At 42.1% G+C, this 21,731-nt stretch carries 16 protein-coding genes and 1 tRNA gene; 12 read left to right on the top strand and 5 right to left on the bottom strand.

Translation table 11 applies throughout. The features are described 5' to 3' along the window. Nucleotides 1–151 precede the first annotated feature (151 nt). From rpsP to K8Q91_02600, 8 genes are all read left to right on the top strand, one after another. Nucleotides 152–619 carry a 30S ribosomal protein S16 gene (gene rpsP, locus K8Q91_02635; protein MCE9628872.1) on the top strand — a complete coding sequence of 156 codons (468 nt, stop codon included), beginning with the start codon at nt 152–154 and terminating at the stop codon, nt 617–619. A 148-nt stretch (nt 620–767) separates the two neighbouring features. Further along, nucleotides 768–1,091 carry a KH domain-containing protein gene (locus K8Q91_02630; GenBank protein ID MCE9628871.1) on the top strand — a complete coding sequence of 108 codons (324 nt, stop codon included), beginning with the start codon at nt 768–770 and terminating at the stop codon, nt 1,089–1,091. Between the two features lie 316 nt (nt 1,092–1,407). After that, nucleotides 1,408–2,139, top strand: a complete 732-nt coding sequence (locus tag K8Q91_02625; protein ID MCE9628870.1) for a hypothetical protein — start codon at nt 1,408–1,410, stop codon at nt 2,137–2,139. A 104-nt stretch (nt 2,140–2,243) separates the two neighbouring features. Next, a complete protein-coding gene (gene trmD / locus K8Q91_02620; protein ID MCE9628869.1) occupies nt 2,244–2,918 on the top strand; it encodes a tRNA (guanosine(37)-N1)-methyltransferase TrmD in 675 nt (224 codons plus the stop codon). Nucleotides 2,919–3,413: 495 nt separating this feature from the next. Then, nucleotides 3,414–6,584, top strand: coding sequence for a DNA-directed RNA polymerase subunit beta (locus K8Q91_02615; protein ID MCE9628868.1), 3,171 nt, complete (start codon nt 3,414–3,416; stop codon nt 6,582–6,584). A gap of 13 nt (nt 6,585–6,597) precedes the next feature. Next, the gene (gene rpoC, locus K8Q91_02610) at nt 6,598–10,245 is read left to right on the top strand and encodes a DNA-directed RNA polymerase subunit beta' (protein ID MCE9628867.1); all 3,648 of its coding nucleotides are present in this window, start codon (nt 6,598–6,600) and stop codon (nt 10,243–10,245) included. A 75-nt stretch (nt 10,246–10,320) separates the two neighbouring features. Continuing rightward, the gene (gene dnaG / locus K8Q91_02605) at nt 10,321–12,087 is read left to right on the top strand and encodes a DNA primase (protein ID MCE9628866.1); all 1,767 of its coding nucleotides are present in this window, start codon (nt 10,321–10,323) and stop codon (nt 12,085–12,087) included. After that, nucleotides 12,077–13,351, top strand: a complete 1,275-nt coding sequence (locus K8Q91_02600) for a sigma-70 family RNA polymerase sigma factor (GenBank protein ID MCE9628865.1) — start codon at nt 12,077–12,079, stop codon at nt 13,349–13,351. The genes dnaG and K8Q91_02600 overlap by 11 nt, the downstream gene beginning before the upstream one ends. A 43-nt stretch (nt 13,352–13,394) precedes the next feature. Here the strand turns inward: K8Q91_02600 and K8Q91_02595 are convergent, their stop codons facing one another. From K8Q91_02595 to K8Q91_02575, 5 genes are all read right to left on the bottom strand, one after another. Then, nucleotides 13,395–14,138: a DsbA family protein gene (locus K8Q91_02595; GenBank protein ID MCE9628864.1), complete on the bottom strand. Its 744-nt coding sequence runs from the start codon at nt 14,136–14,138 to the stop codon at nt 13,395–13,397. A 75-nt stretch (nt 14,139–14,213) separates the two neighbouring features. Next, the gene (locus K8Q91_02590) at nt 14,214–14,789 is read right to left on the bottom strand and encodes a Gmad2 immunoglobulin-like domain-containing protein (protein MCE9628863.1); all 576 of its coding nucleotides are present in this window, start codon (nt 14,787–14,789) and stop codon (nt 14,214–14,216) included. A gap of 2 nt (nt 14,790–14,791) precedes the next feature. Beyond that, entirely contained in the window at nt 14,792–15,136 is a 345-nt protein-coding gene (locus tag K8Q91_02585) for a methionine--tRNA ligase (protein ID MCE9628862.1), read from the bottom strand. A 77-nt stretch (nt 15,137–15,213) separates the two neighbouring features. Beyond that, the gene (locus K8Q91_02580) at nt 15,214–15,807 is read right to left on the bottom strand and encodes a threonylcarbamoyl-AMP synthase (GenBank protein MCE9628861.1); all 594 of its coding nucleotides are present in this window, start codon (nt 15,805–15,807) and stop codon (nt 15,214–15,216) included. Nucleotides 15,808–16,120: 313 nt separating this feature from the next. Further along, nucleotides 16,121–17,929 (bottom strand): M3 family oligoendopeptidase, encoded by a 1,809-nt coding sequence (locus tag K8Q91_02575; GenBank protein ID MCE9628860.1) that lies wholly within the window; start codon nt 17,927–17,929, stop codon nt 16,121–16,123. A gap of 106 nt (nt 17,930–18,035) precedes the next feature. Between K8Q91_02575 and K8Q91_02570 the strand changes: the two genes are divergently transcribed. The 4 genes from K8Q91_02570 to K8Q91_02555 all read left to right on the top strand — a co-directional run bounded on the left by K8Q91_02570 (nt 18,036) and on the right by K8Q91_02555 (nt 21,521). After that, nucleotides 18,036–18,108 (top strand) — tRNA-Asn (locus K8Q91_02570). A gap of 611 nt (nt 18,109–18,719) precedes the next feature. Beyond that, on the top strand, nt 18,720–19,649 hold the full coding sequence (locus K8Q91_02565) for a ParB/RepB/Spo0J family partition protein (protein ID MCE9628859.1): 930 nt from the start codon (nt 18,720–18,722) through the stop codon (nt 19,647–19,649). Between the two features lie 661 nt (nt 19,650–20,310). Then, on the top strand, nt 20,311–20,661 hold the full coding sequence (locus tag K8Q91_02560; GenBank protein MCE9628858.1) for a hypothetical protein: 351 nt from the start codon (nt 20,311–20,313) through the stop codon (nt 20,659–20,661). A gap of 128 nt (nt 20,662–20,789) precedes the next feature. Then, a complete protein-coding gene (locus tag K8Q91_02555; protein ID MCE9628857.1) occupies nt 20,790–21,521 on the top strand; it encodes a sigma-70 family RNA polymerase sigma factor in 732 nt (243 codons plus the stop codon). Nucleotides 21,522–21,731 lie beyond the last annotated feature (210 nt).

Here is a 21,731-nt window from a genome sequence, read left to right as displayed (position 1 = left end):
GGGTACAGATTTTTTGAAGCTTAAAAAATCCTGAAGTTGCCTCGTCGCCACTCGGCAAACCCCCTTCCTTAGTGCCCACCTTCCGTTTGACGGCGTTTAGAAGTGTTTCTACTTGCCTTTAGCCGGCCTTTTATGTTACTATCTCGTGGTCATGTTAATGATCCGATTACAACGTGTTGGCCGCAAAAATGACCCGTCTTTCCGGGTGGTTGTGACCGACTCTAAAAATGGTCCACAAAGTGGCAAGTTTTTGGAAGTACTTGGATCTTACAATGCTCGTTTTGGTAAACCACAACTAAATGCTGACCGTATCAAACACTGGTTGGCTATGGGGGCTGGTATTTCTGATACAGTTCACAACATGTTGGTTAAATTTAAGGTGGTAGCTGGTAAGACAGTTAATGTGCTTGGTCAAAAGCCAGTTAAACCAGAAGAACCTAAAGTAGAAGAAAAAGCTCCAGAAGCACCAGTAGTGGAGAAGGTAGAAGAAGTGAAGGTTGAGGAGGAGGTGGCTACTGAGACTCCAGTAGTAGAAGAAGCGCCTGTTGAAGCTCCAGTTGAAACCACTCCAGAACCAGAAGTAGTAGCTGAAACTCCTGCTGAAGAAAAAACCGCTTAAATATTTTTTAAATTTTAAAAAATAAAATCCCTTTGATAAAAAAATCGAAGGGATTTTATTTTGACAAAGGTATTGGCCTCGTCTACAATTAACTGGTCGGCAGATATTCTGCCTGGTCATTTATAAGCCTTAGTTTATAGATTTTATAATGGACGCTCACAAAGATCAGGAATTCTTAGAAATGCTTGTTAAGGCCCTAGTCGATCATCCAGAAGAGGTTAAGGTTGGTCGCAAGGTAGATGAAATGGGAGTATTGATTAGTCTTGATGTTCATCCGGAAGATATGGGTAAAATTATCGGTCGCCAAGGCAATACTGCTAAAGCCATCCGTACTTTACTCCGAGTGGTGGGAATGAAAAATAATGCTCGCGTAAACCTAAAAATAAACGAACCAGAAGGTAGTACTCGGGCTCCCGCTCCAATGTCAGCTTCTCGATCTGTGGATCAAGCGATGGAGGATTTGAAATTTTAAAAAACGTTCACTATCTCCATCTTAGGAGCACGGATATTTTCTTGCTAGAAAATTCCTCAAGTCTCGATCCGTCGATCTTGCGAAGTCTCCTAAAATGGAATAGTTCGCTCTACTGGAACTCAGTTTCAAAAAAACACCTTACATAAGGGTGTTTTTTTGTTGATTTGCAAAACAATTAGGCTCACTTGGCTTGTGAGTGCTTGGCCTTGCATTTTTACTGGTTATATGCTATAATAATAATTAGAACAGGGTACTTGGCATTTCGCTAATCTACTGCTGTGGCACCTCGAAAAGATAAAAGAAAGGAAGGCTGACCATGTCAAACATGCTCGGCAGCCCAAGAGCGAACCTCTTCGGCCTCGGTCTTGATTTCATGAACAAGTTGAATACTGCGGCTATCACCCCATTACAAGCCAGGCGGTTTCTCAGGCGGGAAGATCCATGGGTCTACCCAATGGATACTGATTCTCAGCTCAACCGGGTTTGTTCGGTGTATGCTGATTTTGGAGTGAAGATTAAACCTTCTTCTGTGATTGTTCCAGAAAGGAAGTCGGGTTTCGAGCGGCTTCTCGTGTTGCCAGGAGGCCTGTTGGAAGAAAATCTCATCGTGATATTGCGACAAATGTTCAGCGTCACTATCATTAGCGCCGATAATGAACGCCCGCTTCCGCCGGTGGCGAAGAATAATCGTACAGCGGAGGAAACTTATGGAGTTTGGGTTCGTGATAGTATCGAAGCTGACCCCTTGTTGGCAGGTCTTCCAATTAAAGAATTAAAAGAAAGAGGTGTTAACGGAATGACTTTGCGGGAGCGTCTTGTCTACGAACTAGTATATTTTTCGGAGACAGGGCAACATCTCGATGTTAAAACCAAAACACTTTGTTCAGGTTCATACCACAGAGACCACAGAGAGGACAGTGACTACTCCATGTTCTATTCAGCTGAATGGTGTGAGAAAAAGAAGACTTCCCAAAGCAGTTTACTGATAGAGCTGTGGGGTGCTCGGGACTATGGTCATCTTTGTCGTGGTCGTGAAGTGGTAGAGTGAATATGTGAGGTGAATTCCATCTTTTAACTTTTTTGAAACCTGTCGCCGCTAGAATTTTCTGGCGGCGATTTCTTTTTAAGTTTTTTAATGCTAGGATTTGGCCAATGGTTACATTTCATATCGTTACAATTTTCCCGGAGATGTTTACCGGCTACCTGGGCGAGTCGATGATCGCTCGGGCTGTGAAGGGTAAAAAAATTGCGGTCAAGATTTATAATCTGCGCGATTTTACTGTCGATAAACATCAACACGTTGATTTCAAACCATATGGCGGGGGACCAGGGATGGTTTTCAAACCAGAACCACTAATTAAAGCCATTGATAAAATAATTAAAAACAAAAAGAAGGTGAAAGTCGTTTTGTTCGCTCCAGGAGGAAAATCTTTCACGAATCCGTTAGCTAAAACTTATGCTCAAAAATTTGATCATATTGTCTTGGTGGCTGGACGATACGAGGGGATTGATGCTCGAATTAAAAAAATATTTAAAGCGGAAGAATTATCTATTGGTCCGTATATTCTAACTGGTGGGGAACTACCGGCCATGATTGTGGTAGATGCGGTAGCTCGTCAAATCAAAGGCGTGTTGGGGAAAGAGGAATCACTCGAAGAAGGGCGCCCAGCTGGGACTGAAATCTATACTAGACCAGAAATAGTGGCTTATAAAGGTAAAAAATACAAAGTTCCACCAATCCTTTTGTCGGGCGATCATAAAAAAATAGAAGAGTGGAAAGTGGCTCAAATAGCCAAAACCACCAAAACCATTAAAAAGACAGTCTAAAACCAACTACACAGGGCATTGTTTTTTTAGTTCCATGATCTTATAATCGAATTAGTATTCTCAAAACAATAGGGTTTTGAGTTTTTGGAGGTATTTGATCATGTATATGGATCCGTTTGGCCGAAGACTTAATAATGGTTGGGTGCGTCCTGATCCAGCACCACCCCAGACAGTCTCGATTTTGACGGGTCGGGGCAATCTCGGTTATCCGGGCCAAGGCTTGCTGAAGCCGGAGGACAAGAAAGACTGATTCTACCCTTTGGGCCAAGTTATCGTTTAAAGCGCTCTTTATGGGCGCTTTAATTATTTGACAGGGTTTAGATCTTGGATTATAGTACTTAGCGACATACAGCCTGATTGAGTTACGATTGATTGTCCAGGCCCTAGTTTTAGTTTGGTTTTAAGATCCTCACGATCCAATAGTGGACGCGGGGTTTTCTCGTGTTGGATGGTCCCCAGCCGAGATTTTTAATAATCGATAAGTCATCAATACCCATGGCTATCACCCAAAAACGTTTTGCTCGCTATAAAGAGCCGTTCGCTGAAATTCCGGATTTAGTGGAGTTGCAAACCAATTCTTATAATTGGTTGATCAAAGAAGGAATCAAAGATTTGTTTAAAGAGTTTTCGCCGATCAGAGATTATTCAGAAAAGAAATTTGAATTAGAATTTCTTGGTTTTCAACTAGACGAGCCTAAATATGATGAGCACTATGCTAAGGAAAATAAACTATCCTATGATGCTCCTTTGCGAGTTCGAGTTAAATTAAACAACAAGACTCTCAATCAGGAAAAAGAACAAGAAATTTTCTTGTCTGATTTTCCATTGATGACTGCTCACGGTACTTTTATTATTAGTGGTATTGAGCGTGTTATTGTGCCACAACTAGCTCGTAGTTTCGGCGTTTTCTTCACTGCTAACGATATTCGAGGGATCAAACACTTCGGCGCTAAGATTATTCCAGCTCGTGGGGTATGGGTGGAAATCGAAACTGAAGTAGATGGCGCTCTGTATGTTCGCATTGACCGTAAGCGAAAATTCCCAGCCTCTGCTTTATTGAGGGTATTTGCCGATTTGGCTGGTAAACAACTAACTGATGAGCAAATCTTAGATATTTTTGAAAAGAAGGGAGTATCAACTATGTACATCAAGCAAACTTTGGCTAAGGACCAAGCCAAAACCGCTGATGAGGCTTATCTTGAAATTTATAAACGTCTTCGTGACTCAGACTTGGCAACAGCGGCCAACTCTCGTGAGTTTGTGTCTGGTTTGTTTGGTAAAGAAAAATATGACTTTTCCGTTGTCGGCCGCCTTCGTTTTAATGAACGATTTGGAGGCTCTTTGGATGCCAAGGCTCGTGAGAATCGCTTGGTGAGTTTTGACGACTTGGTCACTATTATTGTTAATATCATCAACCTTAATACCACCAAAGGAGCTAAAGAGGATGATATTGACCACTTAGGTTTCCGTCGTGTGCGTTGTGTGGGTGAAATGTTACAACAAAAATTGAAAGTGGGTATGACTCAGATGAAGCGCAACATTCAAGATCGAATGTCGACGGTTGATTCAGTAACAATGTTGCCGATTCAATTGATCAGTCCGCGTCCACTACAAGCTCGTATTAAAGAATTTTTTACAACCAACCAATTGTCCCAATTTATGTCTCAGGAGAACATTCTCCAAGAGGTGGAACACTTGCGAACTTTGTCTGCTCTCGGACCTGGTGGTCTAACTCGCGAACGAGCTGGTCTAGAAGTGCGTGATGTACACACTTCTCACTATGCCCGTGTTTGTCCAATTCACACACCAGAAGGACCAAACATTGGTTTGATTTTACGTCTATCTAGTTACGCGAGAATTAATGAGTTTGGTATTATCGAAGCGCCATATCGCAAAGTAGTAAAAGGTAAAATTACTTCCGAGTTGGTGTACATGAACGCCCTCGAAGAAGAAAAATATCATATCGCTCACGCTGGAGTTGCTTATGACAGTAACCACAATTTGGTGGAAGATTTGATTGAAGCTAGAACTGCCGGCAAACCAGGTTTGGTGCCAAAAAATGACATCTCTTTCATTGACGTAGCTCCTAACCAGGCTTACTCAGTAGCGACTTCTATGATTCCATTTTTGGAACACGATGATGCTAACCGTGCGTTGATGGGTTCGAACATGCAGAAACAGGCGGTGCCTTGTATTGTGCCAGAAGCACCACTAGTAGCGACAGGCATCGAAGGTAAAATTGCGATGGACTCTGGTCGTTTGATTTTGGCTCGAACTGCCGGAACAATCACTCAAGTTGATGGGTCTAAAATTGTGATCAAGACCGACGCTGGAAAAGAAGATAATTATTCTCTTATTTCTTTCTCTAAAACTAACGACAACACTTGTTTCCACCAACGACCAGTGGTTAATCCTGGTGATAAAGTGAAGAAAGGTGATTTGTTGGCCGATGCTTCTTCAACTGTTGAGGGTCAAGCAGCGGTTGGTCAAAATGCACTCGTCGCTTTCATGTCATGGCACGGAGCTAACTATGAAGATGCGATTATTTTGTCAGAACGACTGGTTAAGAACAGTAAGTTTTCTAGTATCTATATTGAAGAGTTTGAATGTAATGTCCGCGACACTAAACTAGGACCAGAAGTAACAACTCATGATATTCCAAATGTTGGTGAGACCAAACTGCGAAACTTGGATGTTGACGGTATTGTTAGAATTGGTGCTGAAGTTAGTCCAAACGATATTTTGGTGGGTAAGATTACCCCGAAAGGTGAAACAGAATTAACTCCAGAAGAAAGATTGTTACGATCTATTTTCGGTGAGAAAGCACGTGATGTTAAAGATTCATCACTTCGTGTACCACACGGTAAGAAAGGCCGAGTAATTGGCGTGAAAGTTTTCTCTCGCGATCATGGAGATAAATTAGAATCAGGTATTATTAAGAGAATTTATATTCAAGTAGCTCAATTGCGTAACGTGTCAGTAGGTGACAAGTTGGCTGGTCGTCACGGTAACAAGGGTGTTATTTCAAAAGTGTTACCAGAAGAAGATATGCCATACATGGCAGATGGTACACCGGTGGATGTTATTTTGACACCGTTGGGCGTGCCGTCTCGTATGAACCTAGGTCAAATTTTTGAAATGCACCTTGGTTTAGCGGCTCACACGTTGAACTATCAAGCGATCACTCCAACGTTTATGGGTGTTGGTGCTGACGAAATTAAACAAGAGTTGGTGACTGCTGGTTTCCCGTCAGATGGTAAGGTTAATTTGTTTGATGGCCAGACTGGAGATAAGTTTGAACAACCAGTCGCGATTGGCTACATGTATATCTTGAAGTTGGCCCACATGGTAGAAGACAAGATTCACATGCGTTCAATTGGACCGTACTCACTTATTACTCAACAACCACTCGGTGGTCGTTCCCAAGGAGGAGGTCAGCGTTTTGGAGAAATGGAAGTCTGGGCTCTCGAAGGTTATGGTGCGGCCTACACTTTGCGTGAAATGTTAACTATTAAATCGGACGATATTGTCGGTCGTTCGCAAGCGTTTGATTCGTTAGTGAAAGGCGAGCACATCAAGCATCCAAATATTCCAGCTTCGTTCAACGTGATGCTTAATGAATTGCGTGGTCTGTCATTAGATGTCGAACTTAAGAAAGAAGACTAATCAAATAACGATCATGAATATCATACCTAAAAAACAAGCACCAATTGCTGACTTCAATACCATCTCACTTCGTCTGGCTTCACCAGAGCGAATCTTGGAATGGTCTTATGGCGAAGTAACAAAGCCAGAAACTATCAACTACCGCAGTGGCCGCTCAGAGCGTGGCGGTTTGTTTGATGAACGAATTTTCGGACCAGAAAAAGATTTTGAATGTTACTGTGGTAAGTACAAGCGCATTCGTTACAAAGATATTGTTTGTGAGAAGTGTGGAGTGGAAGTTACTCGATCTATTGTTCGTCGTGAACGCATGGGTCACATTGAGTTAGCTAGTCCAGTAGCTCATATTTGGTTCTTACGTAATATTCCATCACGAATGGGAACTTTGTTAGACTTGTCTATTTCTGACTTGGAGAAAGTTATTTATTTTGCTGGCTATATTGTGACCGCTGTTCACGAAGACGAAAAAAATAGTATTCTCAAAAAACTAGATGAAGAATTTAAATCTAAAATTAAAAATCTAGAAACTGAAGAGGATAAAGATAAACTTAAAGAATCTTTACTAGAAGCAAAACGCCAACTGGAATCTATTACCAAATGGCGAGTGATTGATGAAATGTCTTATCACCGCTTGTCGTTGAAATTCGGTACTGCCTTCGAGGCTGGTATCGGAGCTGAAGCTATCTGCCAGATTTTCTCCTCGATTGATCTCGATGGAATGTTGGTTGACCTGGAAACTTTGATGGAGAAAGCTAGTTCGGTTGAAAAACAACGCTTACAACGACGACACAACTTAGTTAAATCACTTAAGCGTTCTCGAGTTCGTCCAGAGTGGATGTTTATGAAATATGTACCAGTTATCCCTCCAGCTCTTCGTCCAATGGTGGCTCTTGATGGTGGTCGTCACGCTACTTCAGATGTGAACGATCTTTATCGTCGAGTGATCAATCGTAATAATCGATTGCGAAAACTAGTAGACTTGAATGCTCCGGATGTTATCTTGCGTAACGAAAAGCGTATTTTACAAGAAGCAGTTGATGCTTTGATTGATAACTCTATTCGCCAAAGTGGTAACGATAGTGTTATGAACCAAGCTCAACGTCGTCCACTTAAATCTCTAGCCGACTCTCTTCGTGGTAAACAAGGACGCTTCCGTCAAAACTTACTTGGTAAGCGAGTAGACTATTCTGGCCGTTCAGTGATTGTTGTTGGTCCGCACTTAAAATTATCTCAATGTGGTTTGCCTAAACATATGGCTTTGGAATTATTCCGACCATTTGTGATTGCTAAGATTTTGGAACAAGAATTAGCTTTCAATATCCGTGGCGCTGGACGCTTAATTGATGAAGGTATTCCTGAGGTATGGGCTATTTTGGAAGATGTGATTAAAGATAAACATGTTCTTTTGAACCGCGCACCAACTCTACACCGTCTTGGTATTCAGGCTTTTCAACCGTTATTGATCGAAGGTAACGCGATTCAAGTTCACCCGTTAGTATGTACTGCTTTCAACGCTGACTTCGATGGTGACCAAATGGCTGTCCACGTACCACTATCAGCAGCGGCTCAAAAAGAAGCTCGCGAGTTGATTGCTTCTCGTAAAAACTTAATGAAACCAGGTTCGGGAGATCCAATTGTGAACATGCGTATGGATATTGTGTTGGGTGTATATTGGATGACTAAAATAATCGCTGGCGCTAAAGGGGAAGGTAAGATCTTTTCTAGTCCAAACTCGGCGATCATGGCTTACGATTTTGGTTATGTTGACTTGCAGGCTCAAATTAAAGTGAAGGCAGGTAAACCAGAAAAATACAAAGAAGCTTCCGGTACTATTATTGAGACAACCGTTGGACGTATTTTGTTCAACATCAACTTGCCAAGTGATTTTCCTTTTATCAACAAAGAAGTGACCAACAAAGAGATTGGTCGTTTGGTGGAGGATATGATCAATATTTATGGAGTTGATCGAGTGCCAGACATTCTTGATAACGTTAAATCTTTTGGTTTCAAATATGCGACTAAGTCAGGTATTACCTGGGGTATTGATGACGTTGAAGTACCGGAAGGTAAAAAAGATATCATTACCGAGGCTCGTAAGGAGGCAGTTCGAATTGAAACTGAATTTAGCGAAGGTTTATTGTCTGAAGGTGAACGTTATCGTATGTTGATCGAAATCTGGACTAGAGCTAAGAGTCGAATTGAAAAAATTATTCCAGCTAGTTTACCAAAAGGTGGTTCAGTGACTGATATGTTGGTCTCTGGGGCCCGCGGTTCGACTAGTCAGGTGACTCAGATGGTTGGTATGAAAGGTTTGATTGTTAACCCAGCTGGTCGTCAAATTGAATTTCCTATCATTCCTTCATACAAAGAAGGTCTATCTCCACTAGAATATTTCATTACTACTCACGGTTCTCGTAAAGGTTTGGCGGACACGGCTTTGAACACCGCTCAAGCTGGTTATCTAACTCGTAAGTTGGTGGACGTAGCTCAAGATATGGTAACCAATGAAGAAGATTGTGAAGATACTCAAGGTAAGGTGATGACGAAAGAGCACATTCTTGGTTTCGATAATGGTATCGGCAATTCAGTTCGAGGCCGTATTCTATTGAAAGGAATTAAAGATGCTGATGGTAAAGTTTTGTTTGATAAGGGTCACATGATTACTCGAGCGGACGCTCGTCAGATTGAAGAATTGGGTTTGACCGATATTCACGTTCGAACTCCATTGACCTGTAAATCAGTGAAGGGTGTTTGTCGAGCTTGTTATGGTGAGGATCCGGGTCGTGGTGGTATGGTTAAACTTGGTGAGCCGGTTGGTATTGTAGCGGCTCAAGCGATCGGTGAACCTGGTACTCAGTTGACTATGCGTACGAAGCACGCGGGAGGTGTCGGTTCAGGAGCGGGTGACATCGTCGGTGGTTTGCCTCGAGTTACAGAAATTTTCGAACGACGCAGTCCAAAAAACCCAGCCATTGTTTGTGAAATTGATGGCGAAGTATTGGATGTTAAAAGTGATGCCAAAGGCCACACTATCACTATTTTGGTTGATATTGAGAGTAAAAAGAAAGGAGCTAAAGCGGGTGGATCGATTGACTACGCTGTGCCAGCCTTTAGAAATATCTTAGTGAAAAAAGGTGAACGAGTTAGTCGAGGTCAAATAATCACTGATGGTTCAGTAGATTTGGTAGATCTTCATAAGTTGGCTGGTCAAGAAAAAACTGAAGATTATATCATCAAGGAAATTAACTCTATTTACGAATTACAAGGTGTATCGATTGCTCGTAAACACATTGAGTTGATTATTCGTCAAATGTTCTTCCGTCGTAAGATTAAGACACCTGGTAGTACAACCTTCACTGTTGGTGAAATTGTGGAGTGGGTAGAAATGGTTGAGGAAAACAAACGAGTAGCAGAGAAGGGAACTGAGGAATCAAAGGGCGATCCTGTCTTGTTGGGTATTTCTGAAGTAGCTTTGTCTACCTCAAGTTTCTTATCTGCTGTTTCCTTCCAGCACTCAACTCGAGTACTTATCGATACTGCTGTTAAGGGTGGTGAAGACAAACTGCGTGGTTTGAAGGAGAATGTTATTATTGGCCGGTTGATTCCAGCTGGTACTGGTTTGATTCCTGGTTATAGTGATACCGCCATTGCCGAAAGCAACTAGTTTTAGTTTGTAAATTAGTAGCATGAGTTTTGGTCTGTCGGTTGAACGATAGGTCAAGCTTATAATCTATTTACTATGGCAACACCCGTCGAACAAATCAAAGATCGTTTAAGTATTGTAGACGTGGTTTCTGGTTACGTGAAATTAGACAAAGCTGGTTCCAATTTTCGGGGCCGTTGTCCTTTCCACAACGAAAAAACGCCTAGTTTTTTTGTGTCGCCTGGTCGTCAAAGTTTTCATTGTTTTGGTTGTAATAAAGGGGGAGATATTTTTACCTTCACTCAAGAGATTGAAGGTTTGGATTTTCCAGAAGCGTTAAAGATTTTGGCTAACAGAGCTAACGTTAAATTAGAATCTCGGTCTGGTGAAGTTCGTGATAACAACCAAGGTGAAAAAGAATATTTACGTCGGGTGTTGGAGGTGGCTACTCGTTACTTTGAAAAACGGTTATCTGAATCAAGAGAAGTGACCGCTTATCTTAAAAAACGAGGCTTAACCGACGAAACGATTAAAAAATTTAGACTTGGTCTTGCCCCTGATGGTTGGCGGAATTTAACTCAGTTTTGTTTAGAGCAAAATATTCGTAAGGATATGTTAGAGAAAGCTGGTTTGGTTATTCCGAGTCCTAAGAACCCGGCTGAACATTACGATCGGTTTCGCGGACGAGTGATGTTTCCAATTATGGATAGGGAAGGGGTGGTAATTGGTTTTTCGGGTCGAGTGTTTGATCCGGAAGGGTTACGTGATAAAGAGGCTAAGTATGTTAATAGTCCTCAGACTCCACTGTATGACAAGTCTCAAGCTCTTTATGGTTATCATCTAGCCAAGACAGCTATTCGATCTAAAGACCGCTGTGTGTTGGTTGAAGGTCAGATGGATTTGGTTATGTCTCATCAAGCTGGTCTAGTTGAAGCGGTGGCTGTTTCTGGTACCGCCCTGACGCAGTGGCACCTAACCATTATTAAGAGGATTGCTTCTAAACTGGTGATGGCTTTTGATGCTGATGCTGCGGGGATCAATGCCTCTAGACGAGCCCTACAGTTGGCTTTAGCTTTGGGTTTTGAGGTAAGAATTGCTAAATTACCTAACGGTCAAGATCCAGCTGATTTAGCCCTGGCTGATCCGTTGGCCTGGTCTAAGGCGGTAGACGAAGCGGTTCACGCTATCGATTTTTATTTGGAAGTGATTAAGAATAAGTTTCCTGGTGATGTTCGAGCTCAAGGTAAAGCGATGCGCGAGGAAATTTATCCACTAGTATCAGTCTTAGCTCACAAAATAGATCAAGCCTATTTTATTAGTAAGATTAGTGAAATGCTGGGTTTAATGGAAGATATTATTTGGCAGGATGTTCGAGCGACCGCTTTACTCGACAACAAATTACCAGACGCTCCAAGTATTATTAAAAGTATTAATCTACTACCAGAAGTTTTACCGTCCAGTCGTTTGGATAAAATAGAGGAAAGACTGATTGGGCTTTTGTGGTGGCTAGCTGAAAAACCAGAATCATTAACGGCTGTAAAAAATTGTCGTGATAAATTAGAGCAAATGGAAGAAGGTGAATATTTGTCTAATTTAGAACAGAGGCTAAGTGGCAAAAAAGATTCTCTGTTACTGGAAGTTGATATTTTATACGAGGGCAAGGAAGTTTTGATAGAATTTGATCATTTATTAACCCAACTAGAAGAGTCCTTATTACGCAAAAAATTAGCGGATCTGACTCGAGATTTGAAACAGGCCGAAGTTGATCAAAATCTAGAACTCGTAGACAAATATATCAAAAAATGCCAAGATATTTCACAACAGATTAGAGACTTAACTAATAAAAAACACTATGCCAATTAAGAAAAAAAAGACAACCAAGAAACCAGCTCCTAAAAAGAAACCAGTGGTTAAAGCTAAGGTGAAAAAGACAGTTAAAGCAAAACCAGTCAAAGCTAAAAAGGTGGTGACCAAGAAACCAGTCCCTAAAAAGAAGGTAGTGATTAAAAGTAAAAAGATGGTCAAGCCGGGAATTAAGACTGTTACTGGTGAAAAATCTAGTCCAGAAATTTTAGCCCAAAAGGTTAAAAGTTTAATTAGTCGTGGCCGACAACGAGGATTTATTACCTTCTCGGAACTTCTGAAAGAATTCCCGTCCATTGAGTACGATGTTATTTTCTTAGAAAGTTTATATGTTCAGTTAGAGGATGGTGGGGTAGATATCTTAGAAGAGGGTAGTTTGCTTGATGATAATAAAGAAGTGTTGGCGAAAGCTAAACCTGGTCGCTCATCTGATTCAGCTCTAGATTCAGTTCAAATGTATTTGAAAGAAATTGGTAAACATAAACTATTAAACGGAGCGGAGGAAAAAGATATTGCTCGAAAAATTTTGGAAGGAGATGATGATGCTCGGAAAGCTTTGGCTAATGCCAACCTACGTTTAGTGGTCTCGATTGCTAAAAAATATATTGGTCGGTCATCTGACTTAACACTACTTGACTTGATTCAAGAGGGAAACCTGGGTCTCTTTAAAGCCGTCGAAAAGTTCGACTGGCGTAAAGGTTATAAATTCTCAACCTATGCTACTTGGTGGATTCGTCAGGCGGTCACCCGTGCTTTAGCTGACCAATCACGGACGATCCGTATTCCAGTGCACATGGTAGAAACGATCGCTAAATACAAACAAGTAGTTCGTCGCTTGTCGCAAGACTTAGGTCGTGAACCATTACCTCAAGAGATAGCCACAGAGATGGGCTTGGAGGTAGACAAAATTCACACCATTGAAAAAATTGACCAAAGTACCGCTTCACTTGATCGGCCGACTGACGACGACGATGAAAAATCATCATTAGGTGAATTTATTGCGGATGATAAAATTCCACCGCCAGACCAAGAAGTATCACGTCGAATTTTACGTGATCAGATTGAAGAAATCTTGAGTGACTTAACTTTGAAAGAAAGGAAGATTTTGGAGATGCGTCATGGTTTGGAAGATGGAGTGATGAGAACCCTGGAAGAAGTGGGTAAAGAATTTGGAGTGACTCGTGAACGTATTCGTCAGATTGAAGCTAAAGCTCATGAAAAGATTCGGTTGCATGATAAGGCGAAGAGGTTGATGGGGTACTAACAAAAAAACCGCCAGTTATACTGGCGGTTTTTTTGTTAACCAATTAATTTCCTTTAACAATCTTTTCGTACTCGGCGTATAGATCAACCACGAAGGCTTTAGCTTCTGGGGATATCTGAGCTGTGTCAGGGTTAAAATTTGATTCGAAAATGGCATGAGCTCGGCCGTCGGTGTCGATCAAAATTGGGTAAGGGGTACCACTAACATCTATCTCTTGGCCGGTAGCATAATCAGCGTCAACTATTTTTTTACCATCACCGTTTTTGACGCAGTTTTCTAAATCAGTTTTATTGATACCTATTTTTTCAGCTAAAATTGGTAGTTGGGCTGGGTCTAAACCATCATTAGAAGGAGTGACGGTAAAAATGCTGTCGATGTAGGCCCAAAACTTATCGTTACCAGCTAATTTACCAACACAGGCTGAGTACTCAGCTTCGTTGCGGGCTTTGGCGTGAAGAGAGTCTAATGGGAAATGTCGGTAAACCCAAGCGACAGTTTGATTGTTGGCTAGAGAGTTTTTCATTGCTTGGTGAAAAACCTGACAGAAAGGACATTCTAGGTCGGAATACTCAACGACAGTAATAGTTGGATTTTCAGCGCCGGTAATATAATCAGAAGCTGAAACAGGGGTCAGATTGGTAACCAAGGTTGAAGTAGTATCTGTTTGGTCTGTGTCAGTCAACTTAAATAAAGATCGGTCACTGTTACCGCCAAACAAGACAGCGCCAGCGATTAAAAGACCCGCTACGACTATAGCGATAGGAACAGCATAATTATTTTTTTCCATAAGGGTTAATTAAAAAAAGATTAAATTTGTAATGGATACATTTTACCATACAGGTCGGTATCTGCTAGTCAGGGGTTATTTCTTGATTACAACTGGGATAGATAGCTCGTCATCGTGTTCTGGTAAGCCTGAGGGGTTATCTTTTCGAAAGATCAAAGTGCCGGTTGTATCTGCTGCTACCTTAAAATTAAGAGTAGCTTCGAAAGGAACAAAATCGGTCGTCATCCAATCACCTTGAGCCTGAGCGATGACGATAGTCACATCTTGGCCGTCTTGGTCTTTTAGGAAAATAGGGAAACTACTTTCGAAAAACCAGTTACCCTTGGCTTGGCCAGTGATTTTTAAAGGACTAGTAATAGCAGCTCCGGGTTTTAATTTATCAATGATTATTTTATTGCTTTGGAGAGAGGTGGTTGAAGTATTTTGAGTATTAGTTGTATCAGGTTTAATACTTGTTTTGATGAAATTTCGGTTGTCCGATGTTTGGCAGTAGCTTTCGCCTTGATCAGATTTTAATACTGGATAGCCGATTTTAACGCATTCTTCAAAATTGGTGACAGTTGGTGGTTGAGTGGTTATATAAATCCAGCCAAATAATAGAAGGACTACCACCCCAAATGAACCGCCAAGGATAATATTAGCTTTAGTCATTATTATTGGATGTTAGCACCAGGTAGAGAATCGTGTTCAGTGGTAATAATAATTGGACCAGCCTCACTGTTGGCAGCTAGGAGCATTCCTTGGCTTTCTAAGCCCATTAACTTTCTTGGTTCTAGATTGGCCACAATAATAATTTGTTTACCAATTAAAGTTTCTGGTTCATAAGCTTTGCCAATACCGGCAATAATCTGACGGTCTAGAGCTTGGCCGGCTTCATCTTGGTCGCCGGCGTCAACAATTAGTTGTAATAACTTGTCTGAGCCATCAACCCGGGTGGCACTTTTAATTTGGGCTACTTTTAATTCAGTTTTTTTAAACTCGTCGTAATTAATAGTCATAAGATTATAGTTGGGTAATAAAAGGTGTTAAACCTTTTCTTAGTCTCCTCGGCTTGGAAATAAAAAAGAGTGCTTTTCTATTTTTCTCGCTCTACGTCGCTAATAATAACTTGACCTTGTCTTTTTATCATAAACTGTCCGTTTTCAATTGCAACTAAGGTTGATGGTTCTCCAATCAGGGTGTCTTCGCTAGGAAAATAATAGTCTACCTGGTCACCAAAATATTTTTTAGCTTGGTCTATTGTTTGAGCTGGTGGTTGCCCTTCTGGGTTGGCGCTGGGTGCGATCAGGGGTCCTACCTTAGCTAGAAATTGTTGCAAGTCTGGTTTCGCCGGCCAGCGGAAAGCGAGGGTGTTAGTGTCTCGGTGGAGGTAGTTTAGTTCTTGATTAGGGCAGGACAAGATGACACTAACTGGTCCTGGCCAAACTCGGCTTAAGAGATTTTTGGTTGGATCGTCGAGATTAATATCAAATAGTCTGAGTTGTTCCAGATCAGCAATTAAAACGATAAATGGTTTAATAGGGTTACGACCTTTGATTTGATAAATTTTTTCTACAGTTAATTTATTGTCGGCTTTAGCGACTAAACCATAAATAGTATCTGTCGGAATGATGGCTACTCCACCGGTTTGGATGGTGAAAATAAGTTGAGAGTCCTGATCTAGAGTCATTATCTAATTTTGAGTTACGGATGGTTATTTCTAAATTTCTTTGAGTTGATTATACGTAGGGGATTGTACCAAAAAACAAAAGCCCCGACCAGCCTCGTGGTAGGTGGTCAGGGCTTCAAGGACTGTTTAAGGTCCCGGTCTTTTTTTAGCTCATCCAACGCTATCGAATAGCAGTTTGGACAGTAGGTGTGGGTTATGGGTAATCCTTCAACGAAGGATTCGGTGCAAGGTGTAACCCATCTTCCCTCGAGCTCGACTTTTTTGCAATCACAGCACTGTCTAATCATGACAAGGTCTCCTTCTATTCACTATTCTAACACTTTTTTAACTTTTTGGCAAGTTTTTCTGTCTCGGCTAGTAAATCCCGGATTTCTTTGACCCCACTGGTCCAGAAATCAGTCTTGGTAATATCGATGCCAATATTTTTGAAAATATTTTTTGGAGAATTGGAAGTGCCGGCGGAGAGGAAGTACTTTACCTTCTCGACAAATTTTTTATCTGCCTTCACTTCGGCTTGTAAAGCTTTAGAGATAATCAAACCTGAAGCGTAAGAATATACATAAAAGAAATTACGAATGTGACTCCAATACACCCACCAATTTTCTGAGCCTGGATCTTGAGAGACACTTGGGCCCATGTAAGCTTTCATGTGTTTTTGGAAAATCTGCCCGATCTTTTCTTTGGGTAAAAAGCCCTCCTGTCGAAAAGTCTCGTGCAACTCTTGCTCAAATTTATAACAAGCCACTTGGCGGAAAATAGTGGAGATGTCATCGTTTAGTTTGGTCATCATTAAACCTAAACGTAGTTCATCATTAGCTTCTTTGGCTATTTCTTGGAGAACAAAATCTTCCATAAAAGTACTAGCTACCTCAGCGGTCGAGAGAGGGGTGCTGTAATAAAGAGAGTGTTGTTTTGGTTTGATTAGTTCATTGTTGATACCGTGACCAGCTTCATGGGCTAAAGTTAAAGTATCGCGCAATTTGTCGGTATGATTGAGAAGAATGTAAGTAGGTAGACTCGGTAGTTCGCCAGTGCCAGCACAGAAAGCCCCGTCAGAGCGGTTTTGTTTAGGGTAGACATCTATTTGACCATTAGTAGCGAAACGGTCAAAAATGGTGCCAAATTCCGAATCTAGGTTGTGTAGAGATCGACTAACTAGATCAACAGATTCCGAATAGGTGATTTTTTTATCGGTTTGTCCGTAAGCTAAGTTGCGTTCGTGATAGGCGAGTTTTGGTAGCTTGGCTAGCTTGGCTTTCAATTTATAAAATTTGTGAGCAATATCAAAGTTGTCACTAACAGCCTTGATCATGGCATCGACTACCTCGGTATCAATGTCATCAGATAGGTGGCGACTCTGATCTGGTCTGGAGAATCCTCGCAACTGATCATTTATTTTCTTGTCCTCCAAAATAGCGTTTATTTCGTGTTCAGCAATCCGGGCGTAAGTTTTCATTAATTGGTGGACTGCTTTAGCTGCTTCGTCGCGGACAGATTTTTTGGCACTAGAAGACAAGTTTAAGGCTTCACTAAAAGGTCGAGATCGTCTAACTCCTTGTTCGTCTTTGACGGTGAGCATTTCCTCAGCCATCAAGTTAGAGCGCATTTCCGTCCAGTAGCCATGAGCCGGAGCACTCTTAAGATTCATAATCTTTTCTTCTGGTTCGGATAGAATATATTTGGCGTGTTCGAAAAGCTTTTTTAGAAAATAGTGATAAGGAGCTAAGTTTTTATCAACCAAGAATTTTTGTTGAATACTAGTTGGTACTTTGGCTAAGCGGATAGTGAAAAATTCGATTTCGTTAGCCAGACCAATCGCATGATCTTTTAATTTGCTAGCCGCAGCTTTTAGTTTGGGATTGTTTTCTTCTTGAGCTAAACGTAGAGACAGGTAATAACCGTAACCACTAGATAGGCCGGTAGTTCGTTCGAGTTCCTCGTACTCATCCAGGGCTTGTTTGAGTCTGGTTGGGTTTGATAAGTAAGATTCATCAGCTTGCCAGGTCTTAACAAAGATTCGAACCCTGTCCGCGGAGCGTTTGAGATCCTGGGCAATTTTGGGGTCAGTGTCACTTTTGTAAAAAGGGGAGAGGTCCCAGGTGGTTGGTAATTTATGTCTCATGGTGAGGCTAGTATAGCACTGAGGAGGGGATTTTTAGAAGGATTAGACCTTTTGCTTTTTTCTCTATTTTTGGTATGATTTTGCTGTTGTCTGGAAGGCAATATATTCCGCGATAGCTCAGTCGGTAGAGCGCCTCGCTGTTAACGAGGATGTCCCAGGTTCGAGCCCTGGTCGCGGAGCTTTTGTAAAGCAAAGTAAAGTTGTTGCGTTATGTCAGTATTGACTGATACCTATATCCGTGTTAGTAATTAAATCAGAAAAACTATTCAACTGAAACCAAAACCCTACGAAAGGAGGGAGGTCAAATGGCGAATGTGAGAGATTGTGCTAGTCCTGGTGACGAAAGAATGGATCCGTCTCGGACTCATAAGCACAAATGTCCAAAGTGCGGAAACATTTGGGAACATAGTGATAATTGTGTAAACAACACCGAAGCACACACGTGTTCTGAATGTGGTACCGAACAATGGGGAATATTTGGAAGCATCTGGTGTCTCCTGTTATTTTAATCCCGCCCCGACAACGAACCTGAATCGTCGTCGCGAGGCGGGTTTGTTGTTTTATATAAAACTAAATTTTTCTGTATCTAACTTAACCTTCCTCCAGTCCACTGTTCTAAACCTATCCAACCAGGGGAGCTTTTGTAAAGCAAAGTAAAGTATTCAGACTTAGATTTGATAATTTTTTGCGCTTGCTTTTATTCCATAAATCTGGCAGTTTTTAATGCAGAGCCGAATTTCTCAGCTCATTGACGCAACTACTTAACAGTATCAAGGGAGGGTTCTGGCTTATGGCCAAACCAAAACAAGTTGGTGTGATCTGGGAGATTGATCCAAGTGTGATCGATCACTTCCCCGATCAACCTCGGAAACACTTCGGCCTTGTGGCACTCCAAAATCTCGGTAATTCAATGAAGACGGATGGACAGAAAGATCCCATCATTGTCTGTGCCGCCTACGGAAAGAGGAACAAAGGCATCGAGTATTTTCTGGTTGACGGAGAGCGTCGTTGGAAGTCTGCTAAAGAGGTCAAGATTTTGCTCAAAGCAATAGTGATCTCTGTCAAGGATGCCAAGGAACACTACCTGGCCTCTGCGACCGCTAACTTCCACCGCGAACCCCATACGGAAATGGAAATTGCCAAGGTTGTACAACGGTTCCTCACCGAATACGACATGAAGTGGCCAGAAATCGTGCGACGGTTGGGGATCGGCGAACAAACGCTCAAGAAATATCTCGAACTGCTTGACTTACCGTACGAACTCCAGCAGAAATTCCAGCCCAACACTCCGCGGGATCAACGTTTGCCGATCTCGGTGGCCTCTGAGTTGTCTCGTCTCCCTAAAGAGGAACAACTCAGCTTGGTGCCGAGAATCAAGGGAAAGCGAGCTGATGAAGCCAGGGAAATCATTCGTCGCTCCTACACGGAAGTCGAGGCCCGCGGCGGAGAAGTAAAGAGGGCTGCACGGGGGCGAGATCGTCGGCCATCGGACGACATTGAACTGGTTACGACCCGTATTGCTCGGATTATTGCGGACATGAAGTTCCTCACAGAACAGATTGCTCCTGAACGTCTGAGAAAGGCTCTTGCGGGTCGGAACCTCGGAAACAACGTTGGCCTTGTCAGTGAGTTGGGAGACATCTGTACGGGTGCTGCCACGTTACGGACAAAAGTTCGCGCCGCCATGCCCGATGATGTTAAGCAGAGGTTGCCGAAGTGAAGTTGGATTCAATGTTGTGCCGCCAGGCCAGAAGACTGCCCAATGCAGTTTCAGGTTGGGCGGTTTTTCTTTTTATACAAAACTAAATCTATTTAATTCATTTTCAACTTCTTTCCAATTCACTGTTCTGAACCTATCCAACCAGGGGAGCTTTTGTAAAGCAAAGTAAAGTGTTTTTTTTGTTCCGGTAAGCTATACTTGACGAATACATAAATTTGTGTTAGTAATCAGTACAGAAAAAGCCATACAACCATGGCTAAAAGGAGGTCCCTTGCCGAGTGATCATAAGCCTTTCCACGAGTCTATCGTGGATGCAATCAACAGTGCTTCATCGGTTGGTGAAATGATAGTTCTTGGGCAGCTCATCGAGGCAACCAAGGTGCCGAAGGGGCATCAGGCTATTATCGAGGCCTGGACAGCGAAGTCTGTTGCGTTCGGGATCGATCAGCAGTGCCGTGTTGCCAAGAGTGTCCAGCTCCAGATCACAGACCAGGAGCCAGCGGAAGTCGCAGCGACCGTCACGAACTGAACCTTTTTCATTCAATCGCTACACGTACCGCCCCTCAACAAGGAAACCCGCGTTGAGGAGGCGGTTTTTCTTTTACCTGAATTTCTGTTAGTAATATGTTCAGAACAACAACCTTCGGAAAGGAGGTGGAATATGCCCGTAGCGTTTGTTACCAGAGATCCGTCAAAAATCAGCGATGGACTACTGCTGCTTCTCCGTCAGAAGTTACCAGTCATTATCGCCCAACATCTTTCGGTTCCTGAGGGTGCTCTTACTCCGGAAGATATTGAACTTCGCTTCATGGACATTGGCCGTTTTGATGTTGTGAAGCGACCTTTGGAAATTCTGATCTTCGCCAATGATTATCCAACACGTCGCGAATCTCTGGAAAAGCGTAGCCAGGCGATTACCGATGATGTCTCTGAAATGGCGCCAGGCAGACTGACAAATTTCTGGGTCTGGATCTTGCTCGGCCAGGGAGGGTTTTCTAAACTTGAGAAGTAATTTGCCGTCCACCACGGAAACCGTTGGGGGGCGGTTTTTGTTTTTATACTAAACTAAATTTGACAATGTCTCTTCCTTAAGACTATTCTGAAATATAGAAAGGCCCTTAACTTAAAGGAGGTTTGGCCATGAGCGAGCGAGAAGTCCTGATTCTCAGCCAGATCGACTTTGTGCGGTCTCTGGCTCTTAAAGTGTGTGAAAAGTTGCCACTTCATCTGCGGTTTGAAGATTTCTATTCAGCTGGGCTTGAAGCCCTGATTGAATCAGCGGATTGTTTTGATAGTAAAAAATCGAAGGCTACTTTCAAAACTTTTTGCTATCGGCATGTTCTGGGGGCTATGTACGACTGTTTACGACCAGGTTTGGTGTTAAGTATGCGCACTCAGCGTAGTCACAGGAAAGATCTGGATAAGGTAGAAGTTCAGCTCAGCCATAAATTATTGAGGCGTCCAACGCTCAATGAAATGGCTGAAGCGATGGGTCTAACCCTGGAGCGGGTAGAGGAAAAGATAGGGAAATCCCATGTCGGAATTCTGTCTCTAAATGCACACTTAGGCGGAAAACAACACGAAGAAGAGTTGTCGCCTCTGTCTGAAGTTGTAAAAGATGATCAGACGCATGATCCCATAGCCCAAATATTAAGGGAAGAAAGGAGGGATATCGTCAGGCGAGCCTTAGAAGATTTAAAACCGATTCATCGACAATTGCTGGTTTGGTACTATCTCGAGGGTTTGAATCAGGAACAGATCGTTGCTATGTATGGCCGATCATCCTCATCGGCTGTTAGTCAGCAACTTAAAACAGCGAGAGGAAGACTTAAACAAAGTTTGCAAAAATACAAGAAACAAGATGTGCTCTAAGCAACTCCGCGCCCCTGAGGGTACGGAGTTTTTTCTACCAAACTCAAAATACTTAATTCTTCCTCAATCTTCGTCCAGTTTATTGTTCTAAACCTATCCAACCAGGGGAGCTTTTGTAAAGCAAAGTAAAGTATTAGAATTATACAGTTTTCTTTTTCTTAAATTTTCTGCTAGAAATACTATTAGTGTAGTACATAATTGAAACCGAAA

This window comes from Candidatus Vogelbacteria bacterium, assembly GCA_021414225.1.
GTDB lineage: Bacteria > Patescibacteriota > Minisyncoccia > Phycocordibacterales > XYD1-FULL-46-19 > JAIOOX01.
The sequence above is the reverse complement of the archived record's forward strand: the minus strand, read 5'-3'. Positions and strand labels throughout refer to the sequence as shown.